Origin of the sequence: Brachybacterium muris (genome assembly GCF_016907455.1) — a bacterium.
GTDB classification, from domain to species: domain Bacteria; phylum Actinomycetota; class Actinomycetes; order Actinomycetales; family Dermabacteraceae; genus Brachybacterium; species Brachybacterium muris.
Genome location: NZ_JAFBCB010000001.1, coordinates 2,963,644 through 2,988,615, shown reverse-complemented (window position 1 = coordinate 2,988,615; position 24,972 = coordinate 2,963,644). Strand labels below are relative to the sequence as shown.

Annotated in this window: 19 protein-coding genes; 7 read left to right on the top strand and 12 right to left on the bottom strand. The window is 70.5% G+C overall.

Translation table 11 applies throughout. From position 1 onward, the window contains the following. Window positions 1-16: 16 nt before the first annotated feature. From JOD52_RS13955 to JOD52_RS13945, 3 genes are all read right to left on the bottom strand, one after another. Window positions 17-1,381, bottom strand: a complete 1,365-nt coding sequence (locus JOD52_RS13955) for a M18 family aminopeptidase (protein WP_017823234.1) — start codon at window positions 1,379-1,381, stop codon at window positions 17-19. 30 nt (window positions 1,382-1,411) lie between these two features. Further along, window positions 1,412-3,490: a DUF6541 family protein gene (locus tag JOD52_RS13950; protein WP_204410615.1), complete on the bottom strand. Its 2,079-nt coding sequence runs from the start codon at window positions 3,488-3,490 to the stop codon at window positions 1,412-1,414. A gap of 78 nt (window positions 3,491-3,568) precedes the next feature. Continuing rightward, on the bottom strand, window positions 3,569-5,851 hold the full coding sequence (locus JOD52_RS13945; RefSeq protein ID WP_204410614.1) for an acyltransferase family protein: 2,283 nt from the start codon (window positions 5,849-5,851) through the stop codon (window positions 3,569-3,571). Between the two features lie 382 nt (window positions 5,852-6,233). Between JOD52_RS13945 and tgt the strand changes: the two genes are divergently transcribed. Together tgt and JOD52_RS13935 are read left to right on the top strand one after the other, a co-directional pair. After that, window positions 6,234-7,568: a tRNA guanosine(34) transglycosylase Tgt gene (tgt, locus tag JOD52_RS13940; protein ID WP_204410613.1), complete on the top strand. Its 1,335-nt coding sequence runs from the start codon at window positions 6,234-6,236 to the stop codon at window positions 7,566-7,568. Window positions 7,569-7,584: 16 nt separating this feature from the next. Further along, the gene (locus JOD52_RS13935; RefSeq protein WP_259850365.1) at window positions 7,585-9,309 is read left to right on the top strand and encodes a PQQ-like beta-propeller repeat protein; all 1,725 of its coding nucleotides are present in this window, start codon (window positions 7,585-7,587) and stop codon (window positions 9,307-9,309) included. Window positions 9,310-9,372: 63 nt separating this feature from the next. Here JOD52_RS13935 and JOD52_RS13930 read toward each other — a convergent pair whose 3' ends face one another. Next, window positions 9,373-10,020: a hypothetical protein gene (locus JOD52_RS13930; RefSeq protein WP_204410611.1), complete on the bottom strand. Its 648-nt coding sequence runs from the start codon at window positions 10,018-10,020 to the stop codon at window positions 9,373-9,375. A gap of 76 nt (window positions 10,021-10,096) precedes the next feature. Continuing rightward, window positions 10,097-13,099 (bottom strand): glycoside hydrolase family 2 TIM barrel-domain containing protein, encoded by a 3,003-nt coding sequence (locus JOD52_RS13925; RefSeq protein WP_204410609.1) that lies wholly within the window; start codon window positions 13,097-13,099, stop codon window positions 10,097-10,099. Window positions 13,100-13,200: 101 nt separating this feature from the next. Between JOD52_RS13925 and JOD52_RS13920 the strand changes: the two genes are divergently transcribed. Further along, complete coding sequence (locus tag JOD52_RS13920; protein ID WP_338124100.1) at window positions 13,201-14,307, top strand: DUF3375 domain-containing protein; 1,107 nt, start codon at window positions 13,201-13,203, stop codon at window positions 14,305-14,307. A gap of 39 nt (window positions 14,308-14,346) precedes the next feature. Here the strand turns inward: JOD52_RS13920 and JOD52_RS13915 are convergent, their stop codons facing one another. Both JOD52_RS13915 and istA read right to left on the bottom strand, forming a co-directional pair. Next, entirely contained in the window at window positions 14,347-15,093 is a 747-nt protein-coding gene (locus tag JOD52_RS13915) for an ATP-binding protein (protein WP_338124028.1), read from the bottom strand. Further along, window positions 15,090-16,652, bottom strand: a complete 1,563-nt coding sequence (gene istA, locus JOD52_RS13910) for an IS21 family transposase (RefSeq protein ID WP_204408388.1) — start codon at window positions 16,650-16,652, stop codon at window positions 15,090-15,092. The genes JOD52_RS13915 and istA overlap by 4 nt, the downstream gene beginning before the upstream one ends. A gap of 79 nt (window positions 16,653-16,731) precedes the next feature. Between istA and JOD52_RS13905 the strand changes: the two genes are divergently transcribed. Continuing rightward, complete coding sequence (locus JOD52_RS13905; protein ID WP_338124099.1) at window positions 16,732-17,310, top strand: DUF3375 family protein; 579 nt, start codon at window positions 16,732-16,734, stop codon at window positions 17,308-17,310. Window positions 17,311-17,347: 37 nt separating this feature from the next. On the opposite strand, the gene JOD52_RS13900 is transcribed toward JOD52_RS13905, so the two are convergent. From JOD52_RS13900 to JOD52_RS13880, 5 genes are all read right to left on the bottom strand, one after another. Then, window positions 17,348-18,088 carry a hypothetical protein gene (locus JOD52_RS13900; RefSeq protein ID WP_204410607.1) on the bottom strand — a complete coding sequence of 247 codons (741 nt, stop codon included), beginning with the start codon at window positions 18,086-18,088 and terminating at the stop codon, window positions 17,348-17,350. Further along, on the bottom strand, window positions 18,085-18,921 hold the full coding sequence (locus JOD52_RS13895; RefSeq protein ID WP_204410605.1) for a hypothetical protein: 837 nt from the start codon (window positions 18,919-18,921) through the stop codon (window positions 18,085-18,087). The genes JOD52_RS13900 and JOD52_RS13895 overlap by 4 nt, the downstream gene beginning before the upstream one ends. Window positions 18,922-19,000: 79 nt before the next feature. Further along, entirely contained in the window at window positions 19,001-19,996 is a 996-nt protein-coding gene (locus JOD52_RS13890) for a hypothetical protein (protein ID WP_204410603.1), read from the bottom strand. Window positions 19,997-20,160: 164 nt separating this feature from the next. Continuing rightward, the gene (locus JOD52_RS13885) at window positions 20,161-20,535 is read right to left on the bottom strand and encodes an MGMT family protein (protein ID WP_239551908.1); all 375 of its coding nucleotides are present in this window, start codon (window positions 20,533-20,535) and stop codon (window positions 20,161-20,163) included. 99 nt (window positions 20,536-20,634) lie between these two features. Beyond that, window positions 20,635-21,513: a DUF874 family protein gene (locus JOD52_RS13880; RefSeq protein ID WP_204410601.1), complete on the bottom strand. Its 879-nt coding sequence runs from the start codon at window positions 21,511-21,513 to the stop codon at window positions 20,635-20,637. A 202-nt stretch (window positions 21,514-21,715) separates the two neighbouring features. Between JOD52_RS13880 and JOD52_RS13875 the strand changes: the two genes are divergently transcribed. The 3 genes from JOD52_RS13875 to JOD52_RS13865 all read left to right on the top strand — a co-directional run bounded on the left by JOD52_RS13875 (window position 21,716) and on the right by JOD52_RS13865 (window position 24,972). Beyond that, complete coding sequence (locus JOD52_RS13875; RefSeq protein ID WP_017823249.1) at window positions 21,716-22,384, top strand: DUF4194 domain-containing protein; 669 nt, start codon at window positions 21,716-21,718, stop codon at window positions 22,382-22,384. Window positions 22,385-22,436: 52 nt separating this feature from the next. Then, window positions 22,437-23,792, top strand: a complete 1,356-nt coding sequence (locus JOD52_RS13870; RefSeq protein ID WP_042343021.1) for a D-serine ammonia-lyase — start codon at window positions 22,437-22,439, stop codon at window positions 23,790-23,792. A gap of 100 nt (window positions 23,793-23,892) precedes the next feature. Further along, complete coding sequence (locus tag JOD52_RS13865) at window positions 23,893-24,972, top strand: ABC transporter substrate-binding protein (protein ID WP_017823251.1); 1,080 nt, start codon at window positions 23,893-23,895, stop codon at window positions 24,970-24,972.

The following is a 24,972-nucleotide window of genomic DNA, read 5'->3' as shown; positions in this document are numbered from 1 at the left end:
CGTGCGGTGGTGCGGCTCAGCCCCGCAGGAACGCAGCGCAGGCGCGCTGCAGCAGGATCGGGTCCTCCGTCGCGCACATCTCCCGCGCCGAGTGCATCGACAACAGGGTGATGCCCACATCGATGGTGGTGATGCCCAGGCGGGTCGCGGTGATCGGGCCGATGGTGGATCCGCAGGGCATGGCGTTGCTGGAGACGAAGTGCTGGTGGGGCACCCCGGCCTCCTCGCAGGCCTGGGCGAACGCGGCGATGCCCACGGCGTCGGTGGCGTAGCGCTGCTGGGCGTTGATCTTCAGCATCGGGCCTGCGCCCAGCCGGGGCCGGGTCACGGGGTCGTGCCGCTCGGGGTAGTTGGGGTGGGCGGCGTGGCCGGCATCGGCCGAGAGCACCAGGGAACCGGAGAAGGCCCGACGGCGGGTGGCGTCGGTGCCGCCGAGCGCCTCGTGCAGCCGCACCAGTACGTCCTCCAGGAAGGGGCCGCCGGCGCCGGAGCGGGTGGCCGAGCCCACCTCCTCGTGGTCATTGGCGACCATCATCGCGATCGGCGCGTCGGCCCCGCGGGAGCTGCCGGCCACGGTGATCAGGGCCTGCACCTCGGCGTGCATCGAGGAGAGGTTGTCGAGGCGGGCCGAGGCCAGGAACTCCTCGTGGGCGCCGAACAGGGCCGGGGCCTGCGCATCCACCGTCACCACGTCGAAGCCCACGATCTCCTCGGCGACGATGTCGCGGCCTGCCGCCTCCGAGGCGTGCTCGGCGAGGATCTCCAGCACGTCCACCGGGCCGATCCCCAGGATCGGCTGCAGGTGCCGCTGCGGATCCAGCTTCAGGCCCTCGGCGTTGACGCCGCGGTCCAGGTGCACGGCCAGCTGCGGCACCCGCAGCAGGGGCGGGGTGTCCACCAGGACGGTGCTGCCGCCGCGCAGGGCCAGCTGCCCGGCCAGGCGCAGCTCGCGGTCCAGCCAGGAGTTCAGCAGGGGGCCGCCGTAGATCTCCACCCCCACCTGGGACAGGCCCTCGCCGCCGTACTCGGGGTTGGGCTTGAGCTTCAGGGCGGGGGAGTCGGTGTGGGAGCCGACGATCCTCCACGTGCTGGTGGCGCTCGCCTGCTTCGGGGCGGACCAGGCGATGATCGCGCCGTCGCGGATCACGTACTTCTCGCCGGCCACGTCCTCGGCGGTCCAGTCGAGCGTCTCGTCCAGGGCGGTGAACCCTGCCTCCTCGAGGCGGCGCGCAGCCTCACGGGCTGCGTGGTAGGAGGAGGGGGAGGCGGTGACGAAGGCACCCAGGTCCAGGGCGACCGCGCGGGCCTCGGGCGAGGGGCGGGAGGCGGAGGACCGGGTGGGGCGGGCAGGCGCGGAGGAACGGCGAGCGGTGGGGGTCATCCGTTCATTCAACCATCGAGGCGCGGGTCCTCAGTCGCTGAAGTCGTTCAGCTGGCCGTCCACACCGGTGCACGGCAGCATCCGCAGCAGCTTTGCGTCACCCACCTGCAGCACCACCTCGGCGGCGCCGTCCTCGGAGATCTCGTTCAGGCCTGTGTAGGTGGCGCTGCGGCCGTGGATCTCCCGGGGCCCGAAGTCCAGGGCGTACTCCACATCGAGCTCCGCGGCGGCGTCGCACACCTCGGGGGCCGTGTTCGCTTCGTCAAGGCGGGCGTTCAGCAGGTGCACCTCGGGCTCCGCCTCGAAGCCCATGTAGGTGTTCAGCACCGGGCGGTCCGAGATCGCGTAGGCGAGGGAGCTTCCGTTCCAGGCGTTGGTGGCGATCACCGCGTCCTCCGGCACCACGTCCGGCAGGCGTTCCAGCAGTTCCCGCTCGTCGGGGCTGAGCAGCTCGCTCGTCTGCCACTCGCCCGTCTGGTAGCCGATGCTGGCCCGGTTGGCGGGGGAGACCACGCTGAGCACCAGCACCGTCGCAGCGAGCGCGGCCACCAGTGTGATCCCGATGCCTCCCCGCAGTGCGGGCAGGGACCGTGCAGCGCGCCGTGCCACCGCATCCAGCCCCACGGCCAGCAGCGGCACCGCCACCAGGATCGGGACGGCCGAGATGCGGTTGTTGTCGCTGTACCAGTTGCCGGTGAGCAGGTAGCGCAGATCCCCCGTCGGCTCGGACCGGGTGATCACCGCCAGCGCCGCCCCGGCGACCCACGAGGCCAGCAGCCAGCGCGAACGGGTCCACAGCAGCACCCCGAGCACGGCCACCAGCATCAACACACCGAACGGCTCCCAGGTCAGCGTGGCGTTCGGGGACAGGGAGACCACCTGACCGATCGCCCCGAGGCGAGGAGTGTTCGGCCCCCACACGGCCGAGGACTGCACCGGGCGGAACCGTGTCCACGCGAACGCCGTCCCTGCGATCCCCACCGCCGCCAGTGCCGCGGTGGTCCCCAATCGAGCCAGGGCACCGGGATGTCGTCGCACCGCGTCGACCAGATGAGCACCGGTGGCCCACAGCAGGATCGGCAGGCACAGCACAATGCCCACGAACACGCTCTGGGGGTGTGCGAGGGCCACCGCGGCCAAGCAGGCCGGAGTGAGAACGGACAGCTGCAGGATGCCGGGGCGCTGCGGGCCGGCCGGCGCGATCGCCGCGATATGGGCGACCACCAGCACCACCATCGGCATCATCGACAGGGCCAGCAGGTACGGCAGCACCACCCCCCAGCCGATCAGGGTGAGCGGGTAGGCCACGGAGACGGCGGACAGGGTGCCGGCGAGGAACCACCCGACGGGACCGGATCCGGTGGCGCTGCGCACCAGCGCCACCACGGACAGCGGCCACACCAGGGCCACCACGGCCAGGATCATCACGTTGGAGCCGAGCACGATGTCGTCCTGCCCCGAGAGCTGCACCGCCAGGCTCACGGCCTGGTGCCACAGCGCCGGGTAGTAGTTGGCCTGGCCTTCCAGCTGCGTCATGCCGCCCACCACCCAGGCCGAGCCGTCGCCGGAGCGCAGGATGTGACGGACGGCGTTGAGGTGGAAGACATTGTCGTAGGTCTGGTTGACCGCATCGACCGAGCCCATGATCCGCAGAGCCTGCACCAGCAGCAGCCCACCGCCCAGCAGCAGGCCGCTGACGACGGCGGTGGCCTCACCGCGCCGCGAGGCGAAGAAGCGCTGCACCGGGGAGGGGACATCGCGATCGACGTCCGTGGCCGGGGCCCCGTCCGCAGGAACCTCCTCGGCCGGGAGCTGGTCGGCCAGAACCTCCTCGGCCGGGGTCCTCTGGCGGCGACTCAGGCGCCTGCCTGGCAGCCACAGCACCGCCCCGAGCAGCAGGCCCAGCACCAGCGGCGTCCCCACGTTCCAGGGGATGCCCATCAGGCTGCCCAGTTCGGCGGAGGCCGCGATCAGCGTGAGCGAGAGAGGTGCCACCGAGGCCGCGGCCATCAGCGGACGCAAGCGCAGGGCGAGAACCGTGGGAAGACCGGGCAGGATCAGCACCGCGAGGACGGCCAGGACCGTCATGACCACCGACAACACCTCCATCGGTGCTCACCTGCCTCCTGCTGGGTACGACTGCTTCCTGCCGGGGTCGCGCCGGCCCGCCGCATGGACGCCGACATCCTAGTTCAGCACGCCCAGCTCCTCGCGCAGCGCCGGCTCCAGGACGCTCTCCACGAACAGCCGGGTCAGGTGGTTGTCGTCGAGGTACACATAGGTGTCGCCCAGCACCGGTGAGCATCGACCGTCCGGGCACACCTGCTCCGTGAGGTCTACCAAGATCACCTGTGCGGCGTCGGCGGCAGGTGCGTCGGAGGGGCCCTGACCGGTGAGGCCCACGAGGGGTGCGGCCGGGTCGGTGGCAGCGAGCTTCTGCTCCACCTCCGCCCCGCAGGCGAGGTCGGCATCGGCCGGGGAACCGCCCGCGTCGATGACCTGCTCGGCGCACTCGTACTGGTCCGCCTCCCAGCGGGGCGTGTCACGCACCGCGATCACGTCGATGCCGCGATCCAGCAGCAGCTGCACGGCGTTCGCGGTGCCCTCGGGCATCACCTCTGCGGTGGAGTCCGGCGACGTGCGGGTGGAGGTGGTGAGGACGGTCGCCGGCCCCACCGCATCGATGTAGCTCAACGCGTACTCGTCGTACCCATCGCAGTAGGGCCACCGCTCGGTGCCGGGCAGGAACTCGCAGCCGTCCATCGTGAGGTTCACGATCTGTGCGCCGCGCTCCTCGGCGTACGGGATCAGGGCCGGGATGAACTGACGGGCGTGGGAGCTGCCCACCACCACGATGGTCTCGGAGGCGGCGGCGTCCGCCGGCAGCAGCTGCTGGCAGTTGACATGCCGGAACGGCGACGAGGGCGCCCAGGGGCCACCGCAGCGCTCGGGCAGATCCGGCCACTGCGACCCCAGCTGCCAGCCGAAGGGGCGGATGACGTGGCTGGTCTCGACGCTCACCTCGTCGGTGGCCACCGCGGGGTTCGCGGACACCTCGGGGCGCTCCGGCGCACTGGCGGTGAGCGTGAGCCACCAGCCTCCCGATGCCGCCAGCACCAGCGTCACCGAGGCCGCCACCGCGGTCAGTGCCCGCCACGGCTTGGCCTCCAACCAGCGGGAGCGCCGCACGGGGGCGTCGACGGCACGGGTGAGCAGCCAGGCCAGCAGGATCGAGCCGGCCAGCACCGCCAGGCCGTCCAGCAGGCCGGCACGCTCCTGGCCGCTGGTGGACAGCCACAGCACCAGGATCGGCCAGTGCACCAGGTACAGGGCGTAGGAGATGTCGCCCAGGAACGCGGCGGGCCGGGAGGACAGCAGCCGGTCCACGCCCCAGGCGCGCCCGGAGTGGCCGGCGACCATCACGGCGCCGGCCGCGGCCAGTGGCCAGATGGCGATCCACCCGGGGAACTGCCCGGACACGTCCACCAGCACACCGCAGGCCAGCAGCGCCGCGATGCCCGCCCAGCCCAGCAGGGCGCGGCCGGTGCGCAGCGCGGGGGGCTGATCGTGCTCCGGACGGCGGGCCCCGGTGATGTGGTCGATGCGGGGCAGCATCACCGCCAGCATCGCTCCGGCCGAGAACTCCCACATGCGGGCGGCGGTGTCGAAGTAGGCGATGGGCTGCTGGGTCTGCGTGGAGATGATCGACCAGGTCAGCGAGGCCGCTGCGATCACCGCGAAGATCACCAGCAGTGGCCGGCGGAACCGCTTGCCGCTCCGGGCCAGGGGCACCACCAGCAGGAACAGCAGCGGCCACACGATGAACGCCTGCCCCTGCACACTGAGGGACCAGAAGTGCTGCAGGGGGGAGGCGGCGCCGGCGTCACGGGCCCGGTAGTCCACCTCCAGCAGCACCAGCAGGGCGTTCTGCACGTACAGGGCGGAGGCCGCTGCCTGCTGCATGATCGTGGGCCAGAACGAGGACGGCAGCAGCCACCAGGTGGCCGCCAGTGTGGCGAGGATGGTGACCGCGGCCGGGGGCAGAAGGCGTTTGAAGGTGTGCAGCCAGTAGCGCGGCACGGCGAGCGGGCGCCCGGCGTCCAGGCGGCGCACGAAGGTGCCGGTGAGGAAGAAGGCCGAGAGGAACAGGAACACGTCCACACCGCCGGAGACCCGGCCGAGCCAGATGTGGTAGACCGCCACCAGCATCAGGGCGAGGGCCCGCAGGCCGTGCAGTTCGCGGCGGAACACGGGCCGTCCGGAGCGTCCCGTCTGCTGCGTCAGGTCCGATCGGCCGGTGGACGGTGAGGCCCCGTCACCTGGGCCGTCCGCCTGTCCGGGCCGGTCCTGCTGCTCCAGACCGGGACGGCCGGAGACGGACTCGGCAGTGGACCAGGCATCCTCCGCGGACTGCTCCATGCTCTGCTCGAGCGGGCCCTGCAGCCAGTCATCGAGCGTGGAGGGGGGCACCGGGGCCCGGGTGGCGATGGCTGGCGCACTCGTCGTGGGCGCTGCCGCGGCGGGCTCCTGGGTCCAGTCCTCCAACCGTGACGGCGGCACCGCAGGGGCGCGGCCGTCGGGGGCCGCACCGGAGCTGGGCTCGCCACTCGCACCGGGCTGGATCCAGGGGTCGCCGTCAGAGGGCTGGGACCGGTGGGGGCGGGGGGTCGGCTGATCACTGGGCGAGCTGATCGCGATCTCCTCCCGCGTTCTCCTTCCCGCGTGGCGCCACGGGTGCTGCGGCCCTGATCCCCGGGCCGTCACTGCGCGCGATCCTATGCGATTCCACCGCTGTTCCGACCCTGGGTGGAGTCGTGATCACAGCCTCGGGCCGGGTGGCCCGTGGGACCATGTGGCGGTGACCGAACTGCCAGCCCACACTACCGACGGCACCGAGTCCGCTCGCGTTGCCGATCCAGTGACACCATCGTCCCCGCCCTCTCCGGCCGATGTCGGCTACGAGATCACCGCCCGCCACGGCGACAAGGCCCGCGCGGGCGTGATCACCACCCCCCACGGGCAGATCGCCACCCCCGCCTTCATCCCGGTGGGGACCAAGGCCACCGTGAAGGCGGTGCTGCCGGAGTCCATGGCGGATCTGGGCGCGCAGGCCCTGCTGGCCAACGCCTACCACCTGTACCTCCAGCCCGGCCACGACCTGGTGGACGAGGCCGGGGGCCTGGGTGCGTTCATGAACTGGCCCGGCCCCACCTACACCGACTCCGGCGGCTTCCAGGTGATGAGCCTGGGGGCGGGGTTCAAGAAGGTGCTCTCCAGCGAGTTCGCCGGTGGCGCCACCGCCCGCACTGCCAGCGGGGAGGACGACGCGGTGGCCGAGGGCAAGGAGCGCCTGGCTCATGTGGACGACGACGGCGTCACCTTCCGCTCCTTCATCAACGGCGACGTGCACCGCTTCACCCCGGAGATCTCCATGCAGATCCAGCACGGGCTGGGGGCCGACATCATGTTCGCCTTCGACGAGCTGACCACGCTGATGAACTCCCGCGGCTACCAGGAGAAGGCGCTGGAGCGCACCCGACTGTGGGCGATCCGCTGCCTGGCCGAGCACCAGCGCCTCACCGCCGAGCGCACCCACCGCCCCTACCAGCAGCTGTGGGGCGTGATCCAGGGAGCCCAGTTCGAGGACCTGCGTCGCAAGGCCGCCCGCGACCTCGGCGCGATGGACGTGGACGGCCAGGTGTTCGACGGCTTCGGCATCGGTGGGGCACTGGAGAAGGAGAACCTGGGCACCATCGTCGGGTGGGTCACCGACGAGCTGCCTGAGGACCGGCCCCGCCACCTGTTGGGCATCAGCGAGGTGGACGACCTGTTCACCGCCGTAGCAGCGGGGGCCGACACCTTCGACTGCGTCTCCCCGTCACGGGTGGCCCGCAACAGCGCCGTCTACACCCGGACGGGCCGGGTGAACCTCACCGGCGCCCGCTACCGCCGCCAGTTCGCCCCCATCGACGAGACGTGCGACTGCTACACCTGCACCCACTACACCGCCGCCTACGTGCACCACCTGTTCCGGGCCAAGGAGATGCTCTCCTCCACCCTGTGCACCATCCACAACGAGCGCTTCGTGGTGCGCCTGGTGGACGAGATCCGGGCGTCTCTGATCAGCGGGGACTTCGAGGCCCTGCGCGAGCAGCGCACCGCCGACTACTACGGCGCTCCCCGCTGAGACGGTCGAGGCGCCCGTGACCGCTCCCGACCAATCGGACCAGGCCTCGCCCGAGCCACCGCGGTTCGAGTACGACACGTCCACGCTGTCCGCGGACGAGCACGCGGGTGACGGCGCAGACCAGGATCCCGAGGGTGCCGAGCAGGTCCGGTCGCCCCTCGATACCACCACCGCGATCGGCCTGGCTGTCACCCTGCTGGCCCTGGCCGGGCTGTGCGCCCTGCTGGGGCAGCATTTCCTCGTGGGGTGGCTGCGCCTGGCGGCAGGGCTGCTCGCCGCTTTCGGCGTCGGGGCGCTGGTGCTGGTGGCACTGGGCCGTTCTCGCCGGGCCGTGGCCTTCGGTGCCGCAGGCGCGGTGGCCGTGCTGCTCGCTGCCGGGCTCACGGTGCCCTCCGTGCTCTCGGCCCGCCCCACGGCCCTGGAGGACGCGGCCCTCGTCTCGATCCCTGCACTTGCCGATGGCGACCGCGTCACCTCCCTCCCGCTCGAGGGCAGCCCGGTGCTCGTGCGCAGGGTCGACGGCACTGCTGAGCTGCTGCGCGGGACGCGGGTCGATACCGTCGACTCCTCCGATGGAGAGCTGCTGGCGCTCAGCGCCGACGGCACCCGCTTCATCCGCGTCACCGGCACGCCCGTCGAGACCACCGTGCTCGACCTGCCCGCTGATGCCGCACCCCAGGTGAGGGCGATCCTGCCCGGGGCTCCTCTCGCGCTGGAAGGAGACCTGCTGGTGCTGCGCACCTGCACCGCGGGCATGTGCCGGATCAGCGGTCACGACCTGGCGGCCGAGGAGTCAGGCACGAGCACGAACCCCGTGCCGGCGCTCTGGACCATCTCCGACGGGGCGGGGGAGCAGGCCCAGGACGTGCGCGGCGCCGATGCCGCCGGCATCGCGGTGCCCGCCCGTGCAGCGCAGCCCCCCGGGCTGCTGGACGCCGTCGACCAGGGCGGGATCCTGCCCGAGGTCCCCCTGCGCTTCGACCCTGCCCAGGGCTGGGTGCAGCTGGACCCCGCCACCGGGTTCCCGCTGGGGAGCATCCTGGCCGGCCCCGAGGAGCAGTGCCGTATCGCGGTGACGGCGCCGCCGCCTGCCCCGCAGTCGCTGCAGGCGCCCCGTCCCGTGGTGCTCACCGTGTGCAGCGACGAGGACGGTGCGATGACCGCGACCGCCTTCGCCGACGGCGCGATGCTGTGGGAGTCGGACCCGTCACCGGCGGGGGAGTGGACGGTGCTGCTGGACCGGGGCCGGGTGCTCGCCTCCGGCACCGAGGCGGGCACGGACCAGCCCGGGGAGATCGTGGCCGGGGAAACGCGAGCGGCATGGACCGCTCCAGGCGGACCCGCGCTTCAGCAGGCCAGCGCCTTCACCACCCGCATCGGGATCGACGGGGCACGCATGGTGATCACCAACGACGCCGGCCAGCTGGCCGCCTACGACACCGCGCATGGCCAGAACACCTGGACGCACGGCGTGAACGAGGCGGAAACGCCCGATCCTGGGGATGATGCGCCGGATGTGCGCGGGATGCTCGGTACCGGATCCGTGGTCGTCCTGGATCCGGCCTCACGCACTGCGGCCCTGGATCCCCGGGGTGGCCGTCGCCTGCGCGTGATCGACGCCGGCACCGGTGAGATGACCTTCGAGTCCGTCGTCTCCGGTTCCGCCGAGCCGGTCGCCGCGGTGGGCCGCGGGAGCGCCCTGGTCACCGACGGGGACCGGACACTGCTGCTGGGTCGCTGATCGCGGTGTCGTGAAGGGGCTCCGTGGTGCTTCTCCGTCGGCGACGGACGGGCTGAGCTGAGGTCAGGCGGTCCGTGCGGCGCCCGCGTTCTGCTTGGCCCACCGGCGCGCCATGATCGCACCCACGATCAGGGCGGCCGCGATCAGCAGTCCGCGGCCGATATCGAGGACCGAGATCACCAGGTGCCACGTATTCACACTCGAGGGATCGGCAGCTCCGCCGACAGTCACGACCTGGATCGCGTAGAGGATCCAGAACAGGACCACGGCGACGACGAGCGCGCCGGCGACGATGATTGCGCCGGTCCGGCCACGGCCGCGCGCCTGGACCGCCACCACGATCGCGAGGACCAGCAGGGCCAGGGACACCAGCCCGTTCACCAGCATCATCAGCAGAGCGACGATCCCGCCGCCGAGCGCGGTTCCCCCGATGTCACCGCCAGCAGCGGCCGTGGCGCTGAGAGCGAAACCGGCGATGACACCGATGATGAACTGGAGCAGGCGGACGCCGACAACGGCGATCGCGAGGATCAGCAGCCACTTGGTCAGCTTGTCGATCGTGGAGGAGGGGGCCGGGGACGTACCGGTGGTCGCGCCCGCACTGCCGGGGTAGCCCGCAGGCGCCGGTGCCTGCCCCCACTGCTGCTCGCCCGCTGGCTGCTGTCCGTACGGGTCCATCGAGTTGTTCTGCTGTCCGTATCCCTGACTCATGACTCTCCCCTTGAACGTCGTGATGGCGCGGAGGCGCCCCCGGGACAGGCTAGCCGTCCCGGGGGCGCCTCGGCCGTCAGCTGTCCAGGGGCCGCAGGCGGAAGGTGAAGGTCTCCTCGTGCGCGGACAGCACGTACTGATCCAGCGGCAGGGGTCCGCAGGCGGCCGAGCCCACCCCGTGCAGGGCCGCCGACAGCGTCACCCAGGTGCGGCCGTCGGCCCTCAGCGCGCCGTCGTGCAGCTTCTGGTCGAGCTCCGTGGTCGACCAGGGCCGCACCGCGAGGCCCAGTCCGTCCGGTGCCTGCAGCTCCAGGCCGCCCGTGGCCCCGCCGCGCAGCACCGCACGCACGACGCCCGCCCGGTTACCGTTCTCCTGCGGGAACACGTATGGCACCTGCAGGTCCTGCAGTGAGGACTCCCAGGTGGCGAAGGTGGTGCCGCCGCCGGTGTCCGGGTAGGTCTCGTGCGGGCCGTAGCCCTCGTACTCCACCTGGTCCAGGCCCCCGGGAAGGGACAGGGTCCAGCCGATCCGCGGCAGGGGGAGGTCCTTCGGCCAGAAGTCCACCGGGGTGATCGTCACCTCCGCCTCGACCTGCTGGCCCGTTCCGCGCCAGCGCTCCACCACGTCGGCCCCCAGCTTGGAGCCGTCCAGGCCCAGGCGGGTGCGCACCACCAGCTGGTCGCCGTCGGCCGCGACCTCGACCGTGCGACGGCGAGCGCCGTCCAGGCCGATCCGCTTCCAGCGGGCCTCCAGCGGGTAGCGGGTGCGGGCGCGCTCGTTGTCCACCGGCGCCCGGTACAGGTCCGCATAGGACTGCTCGACCTCCAGGTCGCCGATCGACACCAGGCGACCCAGGTCGTCGAAGCGGGCCGGGCCCAGCTGCCAGGAGCCGTCCTCCGAGCGCTCCGGGGTCACGGCTCCCTCGAGCTCGGGCACGGATGCCCGGCGCTTCTCGGCATCGACGTGATCGGCCGCGACCACCACGTGATCGGCCGGCACCGGGCCTGCGGCGTCCCGCGTGAGCAGGCGCACCGTGGTCACCGGGCCGTCACCGGCAGGCAGGGCCACGTCCGTGCTCTCCCCGGCGGCCAGGGTCGGCAGCTGCAGTTCCTGCCAGGTGTGCTGGCCGTCCAGGGACACCTCGGCCCGCAGGTGGGTGAGGTCGGAGAAGGCGTAGCGGTTGTGGATCCGCACCGAGCCAGGCGTGACCTCCAGGCCCACGGGGGAGTAGTGGTGCTTGGCGTCCAGCAGGGCCGGGGAGGGGGTGCGGTCCGGCAGCACCAGGCCGTCGGCCACGAAGTTCGAGTCGTGCAGGCGCTCGCCGAAGTCGCCGCCGTAGCCGTAGATCCGGTTGCCCTCGGTGTCGGTGGTCTCCAGGCCGTGGTCGATCCACTCCCAGATGAACCCGCCGTGCAGGGCCGGGTACTCGTGGGTGAGCTCCATGTACTCCTTGAGGGAGCCGGCGCCGTTGCCCATCGCGTGGGCGTACTCGATCCACAGGAACGGCTTGGACAGTGCGGGGGCGGGGTCCTCCGCGGTGCCGAAGCCGTTATCGGGCGCGTCCACGCCCAGGTGGCGCAGCATGTGCACCAGCTTGGTGCGGTACTCATCGGACAGCTCGCGGCGGCCGATCTGCGTCGACTCGTCGATCGAGGAGTACATCAGCGAGAACACGTCGGAGTGGTCGCAGCGGTAGTCCTGCTCGTAGATCACCGGGCGGGTGGGATCCACCCCGCGCACCGCAGCGATCATCGCATCGGTGACCGTGCCGGTGGCGGCCTCGTTCCCGATCGACCACATCACGATCGAGGCGTGGTTGCGGTCGCGCAACACGAACCGCTCGGTGCGCTCCACCAGTAGTTCCTCGTACATGGGGTTGTCGGCCGGGCGCTCGGCGGCACCGGTGGGGTCCTCGCCCCAGGTGGAGTCGGCGTGGAAGCCGTGGGTCTCGAAGTCGCCCTCGCAGATCACGTACAGCCCGGCCTCGTCGCACACCTCCAGGAACCGCTGGTGGGGCGGGTAGTGGGAGGTGCGCACGGCGTTGAGGTTGTGCTGCTTCATCAGCGCCACGTCCAGGTCCTGGTTGGCCAGGTGCTGGGTGCGGCCCACGACAGGGTCCGCCTCGTGGCGGTTCACGCCGCGGAACACGATGCGCTCGCCGTTGACGCGGAAGATCTCCCCGTCCACCTCGACGCGGCGGAAGCCGAGCCGCAGGCGCACGGTCTCGGCGCCGGTGGAGACGGTGGCGTCGTACAGGTGCGGGTCCTCCGCCGACCAGGGACGCACCTGACCGGCGTCTATCTCGGTACCGGTGGTGGCGGAGATCCCGAGGTCCGGCACCTCCACGGTGGCCTCGACCTCGGTGCCCTTCTCGTCGAACGCGGTCACCCGCAGGGTGCCGGCGCCGGTAGCCGGGTCGAAGTCCGCCACATGCTCCAGGTCGTGGATGCCGCCTGCGGGGCGCAGCAGCAGGTCCACGCTGCGGAAGATCCCCGAGGCCCACCACATGTCCTGGTCCTCGACGTACGTGTTCACCGACCACTGCACCACCCGCACGTCCAGCCGGTGCTCGCCCTCGGAGCCCAGGGTGTCGGTGACATCGAACTCCTGGGTGAGGCGCGAGCCCGTGGTCACACCGATCTCGATGCCGTCGATCCACACCTTGGCCGCGGAGTCCACGCCCTGGAAGCGCAGCAGGATCCGGGCACCGTCGGCGAGGGAGGCATTCCACTGGGCAGGGACGGTGACGGTGCGGGAGTAGTGCCCCGTGGGGTTCTCGTCCGGCACGTAGGGGTGGTCGCGGGGGATGGGGTAGACGACGTTGGTGTACTGCGGCGCGCCGTAGCCCTGCAGCTGCCACAGGCCCGGCACCTCGATCGGGGCGCTCTCGCCCAGGTCGGAGCCGTCGGCCCGGGTTCCGTAGCGGAAGTCCCAGGTGCCGTCGAGGCTGAGGGCGGGGGCATCGCTGTGGAGGTGGGCGCGGCCGCGCAGACGGCCCTGACCTGCGGGAAGCGCCTCCCACCAGTGATCGGCGGGATCGGTGGCCGGGAGGGTGTGGGGCGCGGTGGTGGAGGTCATTCCGGGGGCTCCTCGATGAGTTCGTGAACGTTCCCGAAACAGGCTACCGCCCGAGGTTCGACGGCGCACCCCCTGGCAGGTCCCCGGTAGACTCGCGCCTCGTGACATCACCCGAGCCGAACCGGTGGACCTCGCACCGCGCCGATGCCGTGGTGGCCCGCAAGGAGAACTACGAACAGCTGCGCCGCCTGAGCACCTGGCGCCTGCTGGCCGCGACCAAGGCACCCGCCGTGCTCGCGATCCTGCAGTCCGTGTTCCCGGCAGGCGACCGCAGGCTCCCGCGCAGCGAGCTCGTGGCCCGTGTGGGCACCCACCTGGCCCTGCTGCACGACGAGGAGCAGGAGCCCAGCACCAGCAGTACCAGTCGGATCGGCCGCTCCGCGGCGGAGTACGTGGACGGCTGGGTGCGCGAGGGGTACCTGACCCGGCGCGACGACCCGGCGCAGACCGAGACCACCTTCGAGCCCTCCCCGGCCACGATCGACGCGATCCAGTTCATCGCCTCCCTCGAGGAGCACCGGCCCACCACCACCCAGTCCCGCCTGCAGCTGGTGGTCCAGCAGTTCGACCGCCTGGCCCAGGAGACCGAGACCGACCGGGACGTGCGCCTGGCAGACCTGCAGCGGCGCCGTGAGCGCATCGAGCAGGAGATCCGCGACCTCGCCGAGGGCGAGCTGATGCTGCCCAGCACCGAGGCCTCCCTGGACCGCCTGCGGGACGTGCTGCAGATCGCCGCCGATCTCTCCGGGGACTTCCTGCAGTACCGGGAGGACCTGCGCGCCGTGGACCTGCACCTGCGCGAGCAGATCCTCTCCCCGGAAGGGTCCCGCGGCGAGGTGCTGGAGCAGCTGCTGGCCGGCGACGACCTGTTGGGCCAGTCCTCGGTGGGCCGCACCTTCACCGCGTTCTTCCGGATGCTGAACGACCCGGTGCAGACCCGCACCGCGCAGGAGCTGGTGGACCGCCTGCTCTCCCGCGACTTCGCCCGCGCGCTGAGCCGGGACGAGCGCGCCCGCCTGGCCAACGTGTTCTCGGACCTGTACGAGCCGGCGCAGGAAGTGCTGGACGTGAAGACCGAGCTGTACCGCTCCCTGGCCCGCTTCGTGCGGTCCCAGGACTTCCGCCAGCACCGGGTGAGTATTCGTAGTCGTGGGAGCCACCGAATCTTGCTCTTGGGGACCGCCGATCGTGCCGACGGGGGCCAGTAGCCGCCGCGGTGGGGACCACTGGCTCCCGCCGGCATCGGGTCACTGGGGCAGTGCGGTGTGTTCTCGCATGTTCCTGTCGCCGGTGTCGATCCAGATTGTGTTGTGCACGATGCGGTCCATGATCGCATCGGCGTGGACTGCTCCACCGAGCCGGGCGTGCCAGTCCTTCTTCGGGTACTGGGTGCAGAACACGGTCGAGCCGGTGTCATAGCGGCGCTCGAGCAGTTCCAGCAGCATCGAACGCATTCCCTCGTCAGGATGGTCCAGCAGCCACTCGTCGATCACCAGCAGCGAGAACGTGGAGTACTTCCGCAGGAACTTCGTCTGGCCCTGCGGCTTGTCCTTTGCCAGGGCCCAGGCCTCTTCGAGGTCGGGCATTCGGATGTAGTGGGCTCGGAGCCGGTGCTGGCAGGCCTGCTTCGCCAGCGCGCAGCCGAGGTAGGACTTCCCTGAGCCGGTGAAGCCCTGGAAGACCACGTTCTGTTGCCGCTGGATGAAGGAGCAGGTTGCCAGTTGCGCGATCACGTTCCGGTTCAGTCCCCGTTCCTCGACCAGATCCAGCCGCCGCAGGTCCGCTCCGGGATAACGCAGCCCCGCCCGGCGGATCAGACCCTCGACCTTTCCATGATTGAAGATGGAATGCGCCTCGTCCACGATCAGCTGGAGCCGTTCCTGGAACGACATCCCCAGCACGTGAGCCTCATCCTGGGCATCGATCGCGTCCAGCAGCGCGGTCGCGCCCATCTCGCGCAGCTTCCGCTTCGTGTCGTTATCGATCACGCTCACCGGACACCTCCGGCGTAGTAGTCGGCGCCACGGACGTATCCGCCGTCTTCCGCGGGTTCCTCGCGGGGTGGACGCAGGGCGGCGACCTTGTCCTGCCCGGTGGCCAAGATCGGGTGCAGATGCGCATAGCGCGGTGAACGGACCCGTCCCGTCAGCGCGAGTGCGCAGGCCGCCTCGACCCGATCTACGGAGAAGCGGCGAGAGAGCCGTAGCACCGCCAACGCGGGATCCAGGCCCTGTTCCACGATCGGCACGGACTCGAAGATCCGCTGGATCACGATCACCGTGGCCGGCCCGACCCGATCTGCCCACGCCCGCACCCTCTGCGCGTCCCAGGCCTGGAAACGCTCGCCCGCAGGTAGGTCCGCGTCGTTGGTGCGGTACTCATTGCTCGCGGTCTCCGGGAGCAGCAGGTGACTGGTCAGTCGCTGGCTGCCCTGATAGATCTCCAGCGTCCGGGCCGTGATGCGCAGATCGACCTTCGCGCCGATGTGCGCGAACGGCGCGGAGTAGAAGTTCCGCGCGAACGTGACGTGCCCGTTCCTGCCCACTCGTCGTCCGTAGTGCCATGTCGAGATCTCGTAGGGCACCGCCGGCAGCGGCGTCAGCAGCGGCCGCTCCTCCGCGTCGAACACGCTGGCGCGGGATCCGGGCCGCTTCTGGAACGGCTCCGCGTTATAGGCCTCCATCCGCTGCCCGATGGCGGCTGCAAGTTCGGGCAGGGACGTGAATCGCTGATCCCGCAGCCCGGCGATGACCCAGGTCGCGACGTGCGCGACGGTGTTCTCCACGCTCGCCTTGTCTTTCGGTTTCCGCACCCTCCCCGGGAGCACCGCCGCCGAGTAATGCGCTGCCATCTCGCGATACGCATCGTTCAGGACGATCTCGCCCTCGCGGGGGTGCTTCACCACACCGGTCTTGAGGTTGTCCGGAACGATCCTCGGGACCGTCCCGCCCAGCGCCTCGAACATCGCTACGTGCGCTCGCAGCCAGGACTCCTGGCGCATATCCAGCGCCGGGAAGCAGAACGCGTAACGAGAAAAAGGCAGGCAGGCAACGAACAAGAACACCTTCGAGACCTCGCCGGTGACCGGATCGGCCAGCTCCATCGTGGGGCCGGACCAGTCGACCTCCACGCTCTGGCCGGCCTTGTGACCGACTCTCGAAGCGGCACCGGTGACCATGACGTGGTGCTGGTAGGTGCGGCAAAACCGGTCATACCCCATCGCCGGATCCCCAGCCGCCGTGGTCGCGTCGAAGTACTCGCCGTGCAACAGCTTCAGCGTCACGCCGACCCTGGCCATCTCTCGATGGACCTGTTCCCAGTCCGGCTGTGCGAACACGCTCTCGTGCTCGCCCCGGCCCGGGAACAACCGGGCATACACCTGCTCATCGGCGACGTCCGCGATATCGCCCCACCCGATCCCTGCAGCGTCAGCGGCCTCGAACACCGCCCTCACGGACTTGCGGGACATGCCCTGCGAGGACGAAATCGCTCGCCCCGACAGACCTTCTGCGCGCAGCTGGAGCACCAGCTTCGCCCTGATCTTCCGTACCATTCCAGATTGCTCCTTCCGCCGCGTGCCCTATACACACGGCGGAAGGAGCGTAGACAGAGCGGCCCCAACGACACCACTGGTGGTCCCGAACGACGCCACCGCTACGGCAGCGACGTGGCACCCGAACCCTCGATCAGCGGACCCCAGCGAGGCGAATATTCACCGGGTGCTGCTGGAGACCCTGCAGGAGGCGCAGGGCATCGCGCTGACCCAGAAGGACGAGGTTCCCACGCGGGCGCCGTTCCCGCTGGAGCTGGACCTCTCCCGGGCGCTGATGTCCTCGGTGGCGCAGCACCGGTTGAAGGACCCCACCGACCCCGGTGCCCCCGCCGAGGCCGAGGTGCACGACGTCACCGCGCTCAGCGTGGAGGTGCTGCAGGACCTGGTGCGGGTCAACGACATCGACATCGTGGGCCTCACCGGGCGGGTCAACGACGTGCGCGGCACGGCCGGGCAGGCGTCCATCGGCGACGTGCTGCGCGCCCACCCTGCCGAGCAGGGCCTGGCCAGTGTGATCGGCCTGATGTTCCTGGCCACCCAGTACGCCCAGGAGCGCGAGGGCTCCACGGAGCTCGTGGCCTGGCGGGAGCTGGACGGCCGTGACTACGCCGCCAAGGTGCCCGCGTACTACTTCCTGGACGATGTACCCGCGGAGTGACCTCGATCGAGCAGTCCCCGGGGAGTGGCCGCGGCTCTCAGTCGCGCCGGAGGTGGCCGCGCAGGCGCTGCTGCATCTCCGGCGGCAGATCCTCGAAGCGCTCCTCGCTGGGCTGGGGCCAGCCCGGGATCTGCTGCAGGTGGGAGTCCCGCTCGGGTGAGAGCCTTCCCGGCGGGAGGGCCTGGGCGATCACGGCATCGGCCGGCGCCACCCCGGCATCCTGCATCGCCGTGGCAAGGCTGCGGATCAGGCGCTCGGCACTGCCGGCCACACTCATGATCTCCGCCGTCCCGCCCAGATATCGCGTCATCTGGTTCTCGCTTAGCTGCCCTCCGGTCATGTCACCGACGCGCCGTACACGGAAGGAGATGCCGTGGCGGGAGCCGCGGTTGACCTGCCCGGCGGTCAGCAGGGCCGGGATGCGGGCAGAGCGAAGGAACGCGCTCACGTTGCTCCACGCCCGGATCGTGCTGACGTCGATGTCCTGGAACAGGTGCACGCTCCGTGTGAACCCGGGTAGGAACGGACCGGTGATCAGAGCGCGGTCGGTCACGTGGATGCGGAACGAGGCGAGCACCCACAGCAGCGGCAGCGTGGCCAGCAGGACGAGGACGATGACCGTGATGACCGCCGCCAGCACGTCACCGGTGAGCAGGATCAGGGCTCCTGGCACCAAAGGCACCAGGAACGGGATCACCCAGATGTACCAGGGCCAGTGCATGCGGAACCGTGCCCGGGTTCTCCCGATCACGGGGGCGGCCGGGACCGGCGCCGTCATGCGCTCACCCGGCCGGCCTCGAGCAGTGATCGCACCACGTCGCGCAGGGAGCTCGTCGAGGCCTGGACGAACTCCAGTTCAGGATCCTCCGCGGCCTCCGACGTGGTGACGTCCTGATCGGACCGGGAGACGTACATGCGGTCCGAGGTCGCATAGAAGGTGAGCTGCTCGGCCTCGCCCGCACGGGTCACCAGGGAGGCGACCGTGAGAGCGCGGGTATCGCTCAGCACCGGCCCCAGCTCGGCGTGCTCCTCGATCGCGGACATCCGCAGCGTGATCGGCTCCCCGTCCTCACCGGCCACCTCGTCCTGGTCGATCAGGGTGACGGCGTGGTCCACGGCGCTGTCCTTGGGCAGGACGTGGAAATGGTGGTAGCCGTCCGCGGTGATCTCCTCCTCCAGCAGCGTGTCCCCGTCGTACACGTACTGGACGACGGTGTAGATCTGCTCGGAGACCATGCGCTGGAAGGTGATCAGCGAGGTGAAGCTGCGACGCAGGGTGAGGATGCCCTGCACCGGGTCCGCCGCGTACAGGCGGCGCGGGTCATCGCCTAGGTCGTCCCAGTCATCGGCCAGGAGTTCCGCGGGGAGCACCATGCGCCGGGCGATCAGGCTGCGCAGGGCGATCGAGGCGGAGATCCTGCGCTCCACCGTCTCCTCGTTGTCGGCGATCCACGGCAGGGGGACCAGCTGGACGGTGTCCAGTCCGTCCAGGGCGATCAGCTCCTCGTCGGTGAACACACCCATCTGGGCCGGTCCGTCCGCAGCGGCGTCCAGGACCAGGGCCGCGCAGATCTGACGGCGGTCCTCGGGGGTGGGGGCGGGCTCGCTCATGGGTCTCACTTTCCTCGACGAGGGCGGGCTGTGTGCGGACGTCGCGCACTCGCAGTATCGCTCAGCGAGCCAATGGCTCTCAGCCGAACAGGGACGTGAACCCGTCCCCGATCTTGCTGAGCCCGTCGCCGATGGCGCCGGCTGTGTCCTTGATGGCGCCGCCGACGTTGTCCACGACGTTCTTGACGGCCGGCACGTTGTCGTAGAGGGCGCGTCCGATGTCCATCCCTGCGGAGACCACGCCGAGCCCCACCCCGATACCGGCCACGATCGGGGCCGCCGGACCGAACAGCGGCGCTGCCAGGACCAGGCCGCCGCTGGCCACGGACAGGCCGCCGGAGACCTTGTCGTACGTGTCCCCGGTGGCGATCTGGTGGAGGCCCAGACCGATGTCGAGGCCCGGCAGCAGCTTGCCGAGGCTCTTGGACCCCACCTTCACCCACGGCTTGGTCGCCTCGGTGATCTCGTCGAGATGGCTGAGGGCCTTGCCCATCCACTCCTTGCCCGGGATGTTGATGCCGAAGTACTTGCTGATCTTCTGGGGGATAAAGTTGCCCAGCTTCTCCCAGCCCTTGCCGTTGAGGATCTCGTCCCAGTGCTTCATCGAGTGCCGGAACTCGGACCAGGCCAGCTTCGGATACTGCTGGCGGAGCCGCAGGAAGTCCTTGAACGCCTGCAGGCCCGCCTTGCCCTCCCGGAAGCGCTCCAGCATCGTGGGGATGTCGGTGACGATCTTCTGGATGTTGCGGATGGTGCGGGTGATCTGGGCCGGCCAGTGCAGGAGGTCGTTGAGCTTCTCGAAGAAGCCGCGCGGGTCGGATGCGTCGTCCTGCTGCGAGGCGTGGTCGAAGACCTCGTCCGCACGGCGAGCCAGGTCGTCCCGGGACTGATCGATCTTCGGGTGGATCTCGGTGATCACGCGGTTGCGGAAGTCCTCGGCATCCGGACCCTCCCAGGTCACGCTCATGACCGCCTGGGTGATCTCCATCTGCCGGTTCTGCAGCGCCAGCATCCCCATGCGCATGCGGGTGCCGAAGTCGCGCAGCTGATCGGTGTCCGCGCCGTAGAACGCCATGTCTCCCCCAGAAGGTCTGTAATCGGTAGGCCGCCGTGGCCACCGATCGATCGAAACCGCCACTGGTGACGGTGATGAAACTGAGAGTAGCCAGAGGGGGCGAAGAGCGGAATGGGGAGATCTCCCCATGCGGCGCCCGTCCCGGTCGGATAGGTACCGGCAGCTCAGTCTGTCCTGGGGTCGAGGTCGGTGAAGGACTGCTCGGCCTGCTTCCGCAGCAGATCCAGGTCCGCTCCGTACTCGTTCATCCGGCAGCCCAGGCCGTTGGGCTTGACCTCGATGCCCTCGGCCTCCCAGTGGGGGAGTGCGCGCGCCAGTAGGGGGTGGTCGCCTGCGGCGTTGGTGATGCGCCACCACGGCACCCCTGATCCCCACTCGCGCATGATCCGGCCCACCAGACGCGCCCCCACCCCGGCGATCGCGCCCACCTCCCCGTAGGCGGTGACCTGGCCAGGTGGTACGAGTTCCACCACCCGCAGCACCCGTTCCACGGTCACATCGTCCATTCGGACACGACGGGGTGTGGGGCGGGTCGGCATGCTCGCAGTCTCGCACGACCCGCCCCAGCACGAACGGCGGGTCGGGAACCGAAATCCGGTTCCCGACCCGCCGCTGTCACACAGAGGTGTTGTGGCCCGTCAGATCCGACGGTCGGTGCCGTCCGCCGGACGGTACTGCTGGTCGTGATCGGGGATCAGGTTCCCGTTCTCGTCGTACCGGGGTGCCTGCTGCTGGCGGCGGCCTTCCTGCTGGAACTGGTCCTGCTGGAACTGCCCGTCCTGGCGCTGCTCACCGGGCTGCTGGAACTGAGGGTCGCGCTGATCCTGCTGGTAGCCGTCCTGCTGGAGGTGCTGGTCCTGCTGGTAGCCCTCCTGCGAGACGCTGTCACCGTTGCGAGCGGCACGGCGGCCGTGCTCGGTCCCGGTGGCGGTTGCGCCGCCGCGGTCGGCGCCGGACAGGTCGCGGTTCCCATCGACCCCGGGGTGCTCGGAGCCGCGTGACTCGACGTGGGAGCCGTTGTACGAACCCTCACGCAGCCCCTCGTGCTCGCGATCGTCGCGGATCCCGTCGTGGTCGCGGTCGTGGGTGGCTGCTCCAGCGGCGCCCGCGCCGGTGGCCGCTCCACCTGCTGCGGCACCTGTCGTGACACCGTCGCGGCCACCATCGGGATCGAGGCGATCAGCCTCCTGGAGCTGCTCGTCCAGGTGGCGGCGCTGCTTCTCGGCGTCCGCGCGCTGCTGCTCGGCTGCCTGCGCCTTCTTCTCGGCATCCAGGCGGGCACGGTCGGCCTCGATCTCGGACTCGCGGGCCTGCAGATCGCGCTCCTCGGTGGCCACGCGATCCTTCTCCGCCTTCTGCCGCAGCTCCTCGGCACGACGGCGGTCCTGCTCACGCTGGCGCTCCTCCTCGGCGCGCTTGCGCTTGGAGGCAGCTACGGCGAGCAGCACGATCAGGGCGATCACGAGCAGGACGCCCACCACGATCGCAATGATGACGGGGGTCGAGAACTGTTCCATGTCGATCTCCTTGCATTCGGGTCCGCGGCCCTGACGGCGCCGCGGGGTCATGCTGTCGACCCTGATTCCACCAGAAAACTCCGCTCCAGGGGCGAGAAACGCAGGGGACCGGCCCGGGCAATCGGTCGGGAGGAACCGCCTGTGCCCACCGGAGCGCCGTGGCCGTAGGTCGGAGCGCTGTGCGCCGGTAGTGTGGTGTGCCGTGACCAGCACCGTGCACCGCCCCGAGGACGACGCCTACGCCGAGCCGAGCGAGGAGGTTCCCGCTCCCGCCGGTTCGCTCGTGGACGAGTCCCGCCGCGCCCTCGTCGCCCTGCTCCAAGGCCCCTTTGTGGACGGCCGCAAGGACAACTCCCGCTACGCGCAGGTGATGCGCGACCGCACCGCGATCGAGGCGCGCCTGGCCGACATGTTCCTCGAGCTGGTGATCGACGACGATGCCCAGGTGGCCTTCGTGCGCCAGAGCGAGGACGACCCCGATGCCCCCAAGCTGCTGCGCCGCCTCACGGGCATGAACCGTCTGGACTCCGTGCTGCTGCTGGTGCTGCGGCAGATGCTGCTGACCCAGTCCTCCCGCGGTCAGCGCACCGTGGTCTCCGAGGCCGAGATCCAGCAGGCCCTGGCCGCCTACCGCCGCACCACCTCCACCGACGAGGCAGGCTTCGCCAAGGAGGTGCGCGCCGCCATCGCCAAGGTGCAGCGCGCCGGGCTCCTGGACGAGCAGGGCGACGACTACGAGGTCTCCCCGGTGCTGCGCCTGATGATCGGCCCGGACACCGCCCGCGAGTTCATCGCCCTGTACCGCGAGGCCGGGGTGGGCGGCCTCGAGGACCCGACCGATGCCGAGGCCGAGGACCCGACCGACAGCTGAGGACGCCGCGGGCTGACACGTCAGGAGGCCGGCACAGATGGAGGGACCTGCGATGGAGACCGTCGGGCCGAACCGCGCGAGACTGCTCGAGGACCCGTTGGTGGCGCGACTCGCCTCCGGTGAGGAGACCTCCTGGTTCCGGGGGGAGCTGGAGCCTGCCGCCGAGGCGCTGCGCCGGTCCAGCCTGCCCGCTGGCCTCGTCGAGGATGCCCGGCAGCGCTTCCGCAGGTTCGCCCCCTGGTTCGCCCAGCGCTTCGAGCAGACCCGTACCAGCGACGGGATCATCGAATCCCCCCTGCACCGGGCACCCGCACTGCAGGCCCGGATGGAGGAGCTGTGCCGTGCGCAGCTCCCGGGGAAGCTGTGGGTCAAGCGCGACGACATGCTGCCGGTCAGCGGGTCGATCAAGGCCAGGGGCGGATTCCACGAGGTCCTGCAGGTCGTCGAGCAGATCATCGACGAGGCCTGTCCTGACGCAAGCGGGCAAGGCCCCCGGGTGCTCGAGGACCCTGCGGTCACCGACACCCTGCGCGAGCGCGGCATCGCCGTGGGCTCCACCGGGAATCTCGGGCTGTCCATCGGCCTGCTCTCGGCCGAGTTCGGACTGCGCACCACCGTGCACATGTCCACCGATGCCCGGCCCTGGAAGAAGGACCTGCTGCGAGACAGGGGAGTAGAGGTCATCGAGCACCCCGGGGACTTCGGCACCGCTGTCGAGGCGGGACGCGCTGCCGCACAGGCAGATCCGCTCACCCACTTCGTCGACGATGAGTCCTCCCTGAGCCTGTTCGCCGGCTACGCGGTCGCTGCCCGGCGGTTGGCAGGGCAGCTGCAAGCCCTGGAGGTCACCGTCGGTGAGGGATCACCCCTGTTCGTGTACCTGCCGTGCGGGGTGGGCGGCGGGCCCGGCGGCGTCGCCTACGGACTCAAGCAGGTGTTCGGCGAGCACGTCCACTGCATCTTCGCCGAGCCCACCCTGGCGCCGTCGATGATGCTCGGGGTGCGCACCGGCCTGCACAGCGAGGTGAGCGTCCAGGACATCGGGCTGAGCGGGCGCACCACAGCCGACGGCCTCGCCGTGGGCCGGCCCTCTCGGCTGGTGGGGGAGCAGGTCGGCGGCCTGATCGACGGCTTCGTCACCGTCGCCGACCAGCGGATGAGCGCCCTGGTGAGCATCCTCGGGCAGACGGAGGGCTGGAAGGTGGAGCCCTCCGCCACCGCAGGCGTCATCGGACCGTGGCGGGTGATGGAGGACCCCGCGTACCTGGAGGCCCGCGGGCTGGACGAGCGCGCCATGGCCGGTGCCCACCACGTGGTGTGGTCGACCGGCGGCAGCATGGTCCCTGCGGACGAGATGGCGGGGTACCTGGATCAGGGACGGCAGGCACTGTCGTTCTTCTCGCAGTAGCGTCTTCCACGCGGGACGCAATTGCGCACCACTGGTGTTGCGCAATACGGTTAGGTTTGCCTAACCACCATCGTGGTGGTCCCGTCCGGAAGGTCCCCGTGTGAAGATCTCACGCCGCGCACTCACCTTGTCCGCGCTCACCCTGCCCGTCCTCGCCGCCTGCAGCACCGCAGGCCAGGACAGCGACACCACAGACGGCGGCCAGGGGCAGGCAGGCTCCGACGGCGGCGGCACGGCCGGTGGCGCAGAGGCAGGCGCCTTCCCGGTCACCGTCAGCCACCTGTACGGCGAGACCGAGATCGCTGCCGAACCCCAGCGCATCGCCACCGTCTCCTGGGTCAACGGCGACAGCGTGCTGGCCCTCGGCATCGTCCCGGTGGGCATGCCGTCCGTGGAATGGGGCGGCAACGACAACCAGTCCACCGACTGGGTGGACGCGAAGCTCGAGGAGCTCGGCGCCGCCTGGGGCAGCGAGAGCGCTCCGGTCACCTACTCCGAGGCCGATGGCGTGGCCGCCGACGAGATCGCCGCCCTCACCCCGGACCTGATCATCGCCGCCTACTCCGGCCTCACCCAGGACGACTACGAGAAGCTCTCCCGCATCGCGCCCACCATCGGCCCGATCGCCCCGAACTACACCACCTCCTGGCAGGACGCGATCACCGCCATCGGCCATGCCACCGGCCGCTCCGAGGCCGCGGCACAGGTGATCGACGAGGTCACCGCCGCGCTCGCCGCGGTGGGGGAGGAGAACCCGGACGTTGCCGAGTCCACCTTCATCGCCGGCACCCTGGGTCTGACCGACGACACCATCACCCTGTACACCGCAGGCGACACCCGCCCCCGCTTCTTCACGGCGCTGGGCATGACCCAGGCGGAGGTGGTCACCGAGAACACCGCCGACGAGACCACCTTCATGGTCCCGTGGTCCGCCGAGCGCGCCGACGAGCTGGACTCGGACATCTTCTACACCTGGGCCACCGCCGGCAGCGCCGTCGCCAGCTTCCAGGAGAACGCCCTGTTCGCCCAGATCCCGGCCGTGTCCCGGGGCAGCGTGGTGCTCACGGCCGATGACCACCAGACCCTCTCCATCTCCGCCGCCAGCGCCCTGAGCCTGCCCTGGGCGATCCAGGACGTGGTGCCCTCGGTGCTGGACGCCGTGCGGACCGCGAAGGGCTGA

What these genes read in the sequence shown, in the direction of transcription:
- JOD52_RS13955 (WP_017823234.1), bottom strand. Translation starts at nt 1,381, where the DNA reads ATGACCCCCACCGCTCGCCGTTCCTCCGCGCCTGCCCGCCCCACCCGG.
- JOD52_RS13930 (WP_204410611.1), bottom strand. Translation starts at nt 10,020, where the DNA reads ATGAGTCAGGGATACGGACAGCAGAACAACTCGATGGACCCGTACGGA.
- JOD52_RS13950 (WP_204410615.1), bottom strand. Translation starts at nt 3,490, where the DNA reads ATGGAGGTGTTGTCGGTGGTCATGACGGTCCTGGCCGTCCTCGCGGTG.
- JOD52_RS13900 (WP_204410607.1), bottom strand. Translation starts at nt 18,088, where the DNA reads ATGACGGCGCCGGTCCCGGCCGCCCCCGTGATCGGGAGAACCCGGGCA.
- istA (WP_204408388.1), bottom strand. Translation starts at nt 16,652, where the DNA reads ATGGTACGGAAGATCAGGGCGAAGCTGGTGCTCCAGCTGCGCGCAGAA.
- JOD52_RS13890 (WP_204410603.1), bottom strand. Translation starts at nt 19,996, where the DNA reads ATGGCGTTCTACGGCGCGGACACCGATCAGCTGCGCGACTTCGGCACC.
- JOD52_RS13895 (WP_204410605.1), bottom strand. Translation starts at nt 18,921, where the DNA reads ATGAGCGAGCCCGCCCCCACCCCCGAGGACCGCCGTCAGATCTGCGCG.
- JOD52_RS13885 (WP_239551908.1), bottom strand. Translation starts at nt 20,535, where the DNA reads ATGCCGACCCGCCCCACACCCCGTCGTGTCCGAATGGACGATGTGACC.
- JOD52_RS13870 (WP_042343021.1), top strand. Translation starts at nt 22,437, where the DNA reads ATGGAGACCGTCGGGCCGAACCGCGCGAGACTGCTCGAGGACCCGTTG.
- JOD52_RS13880 (WP_204410601.1), bottom strand. Translation starts at nt 21,513, where the DNA reads ATGGAACAGTTCTCGACCCCCGTCATCATTGCGATCGTGGTGGGCGTC.
- JOD52_RS13925 (WP_204410609.1), bottom strand. Translation starts at nt 13,099, where the DNA reads ATGACCTCCACCACCGCGCCCCACACCCTCCCGGCCACCGATCCCGCC.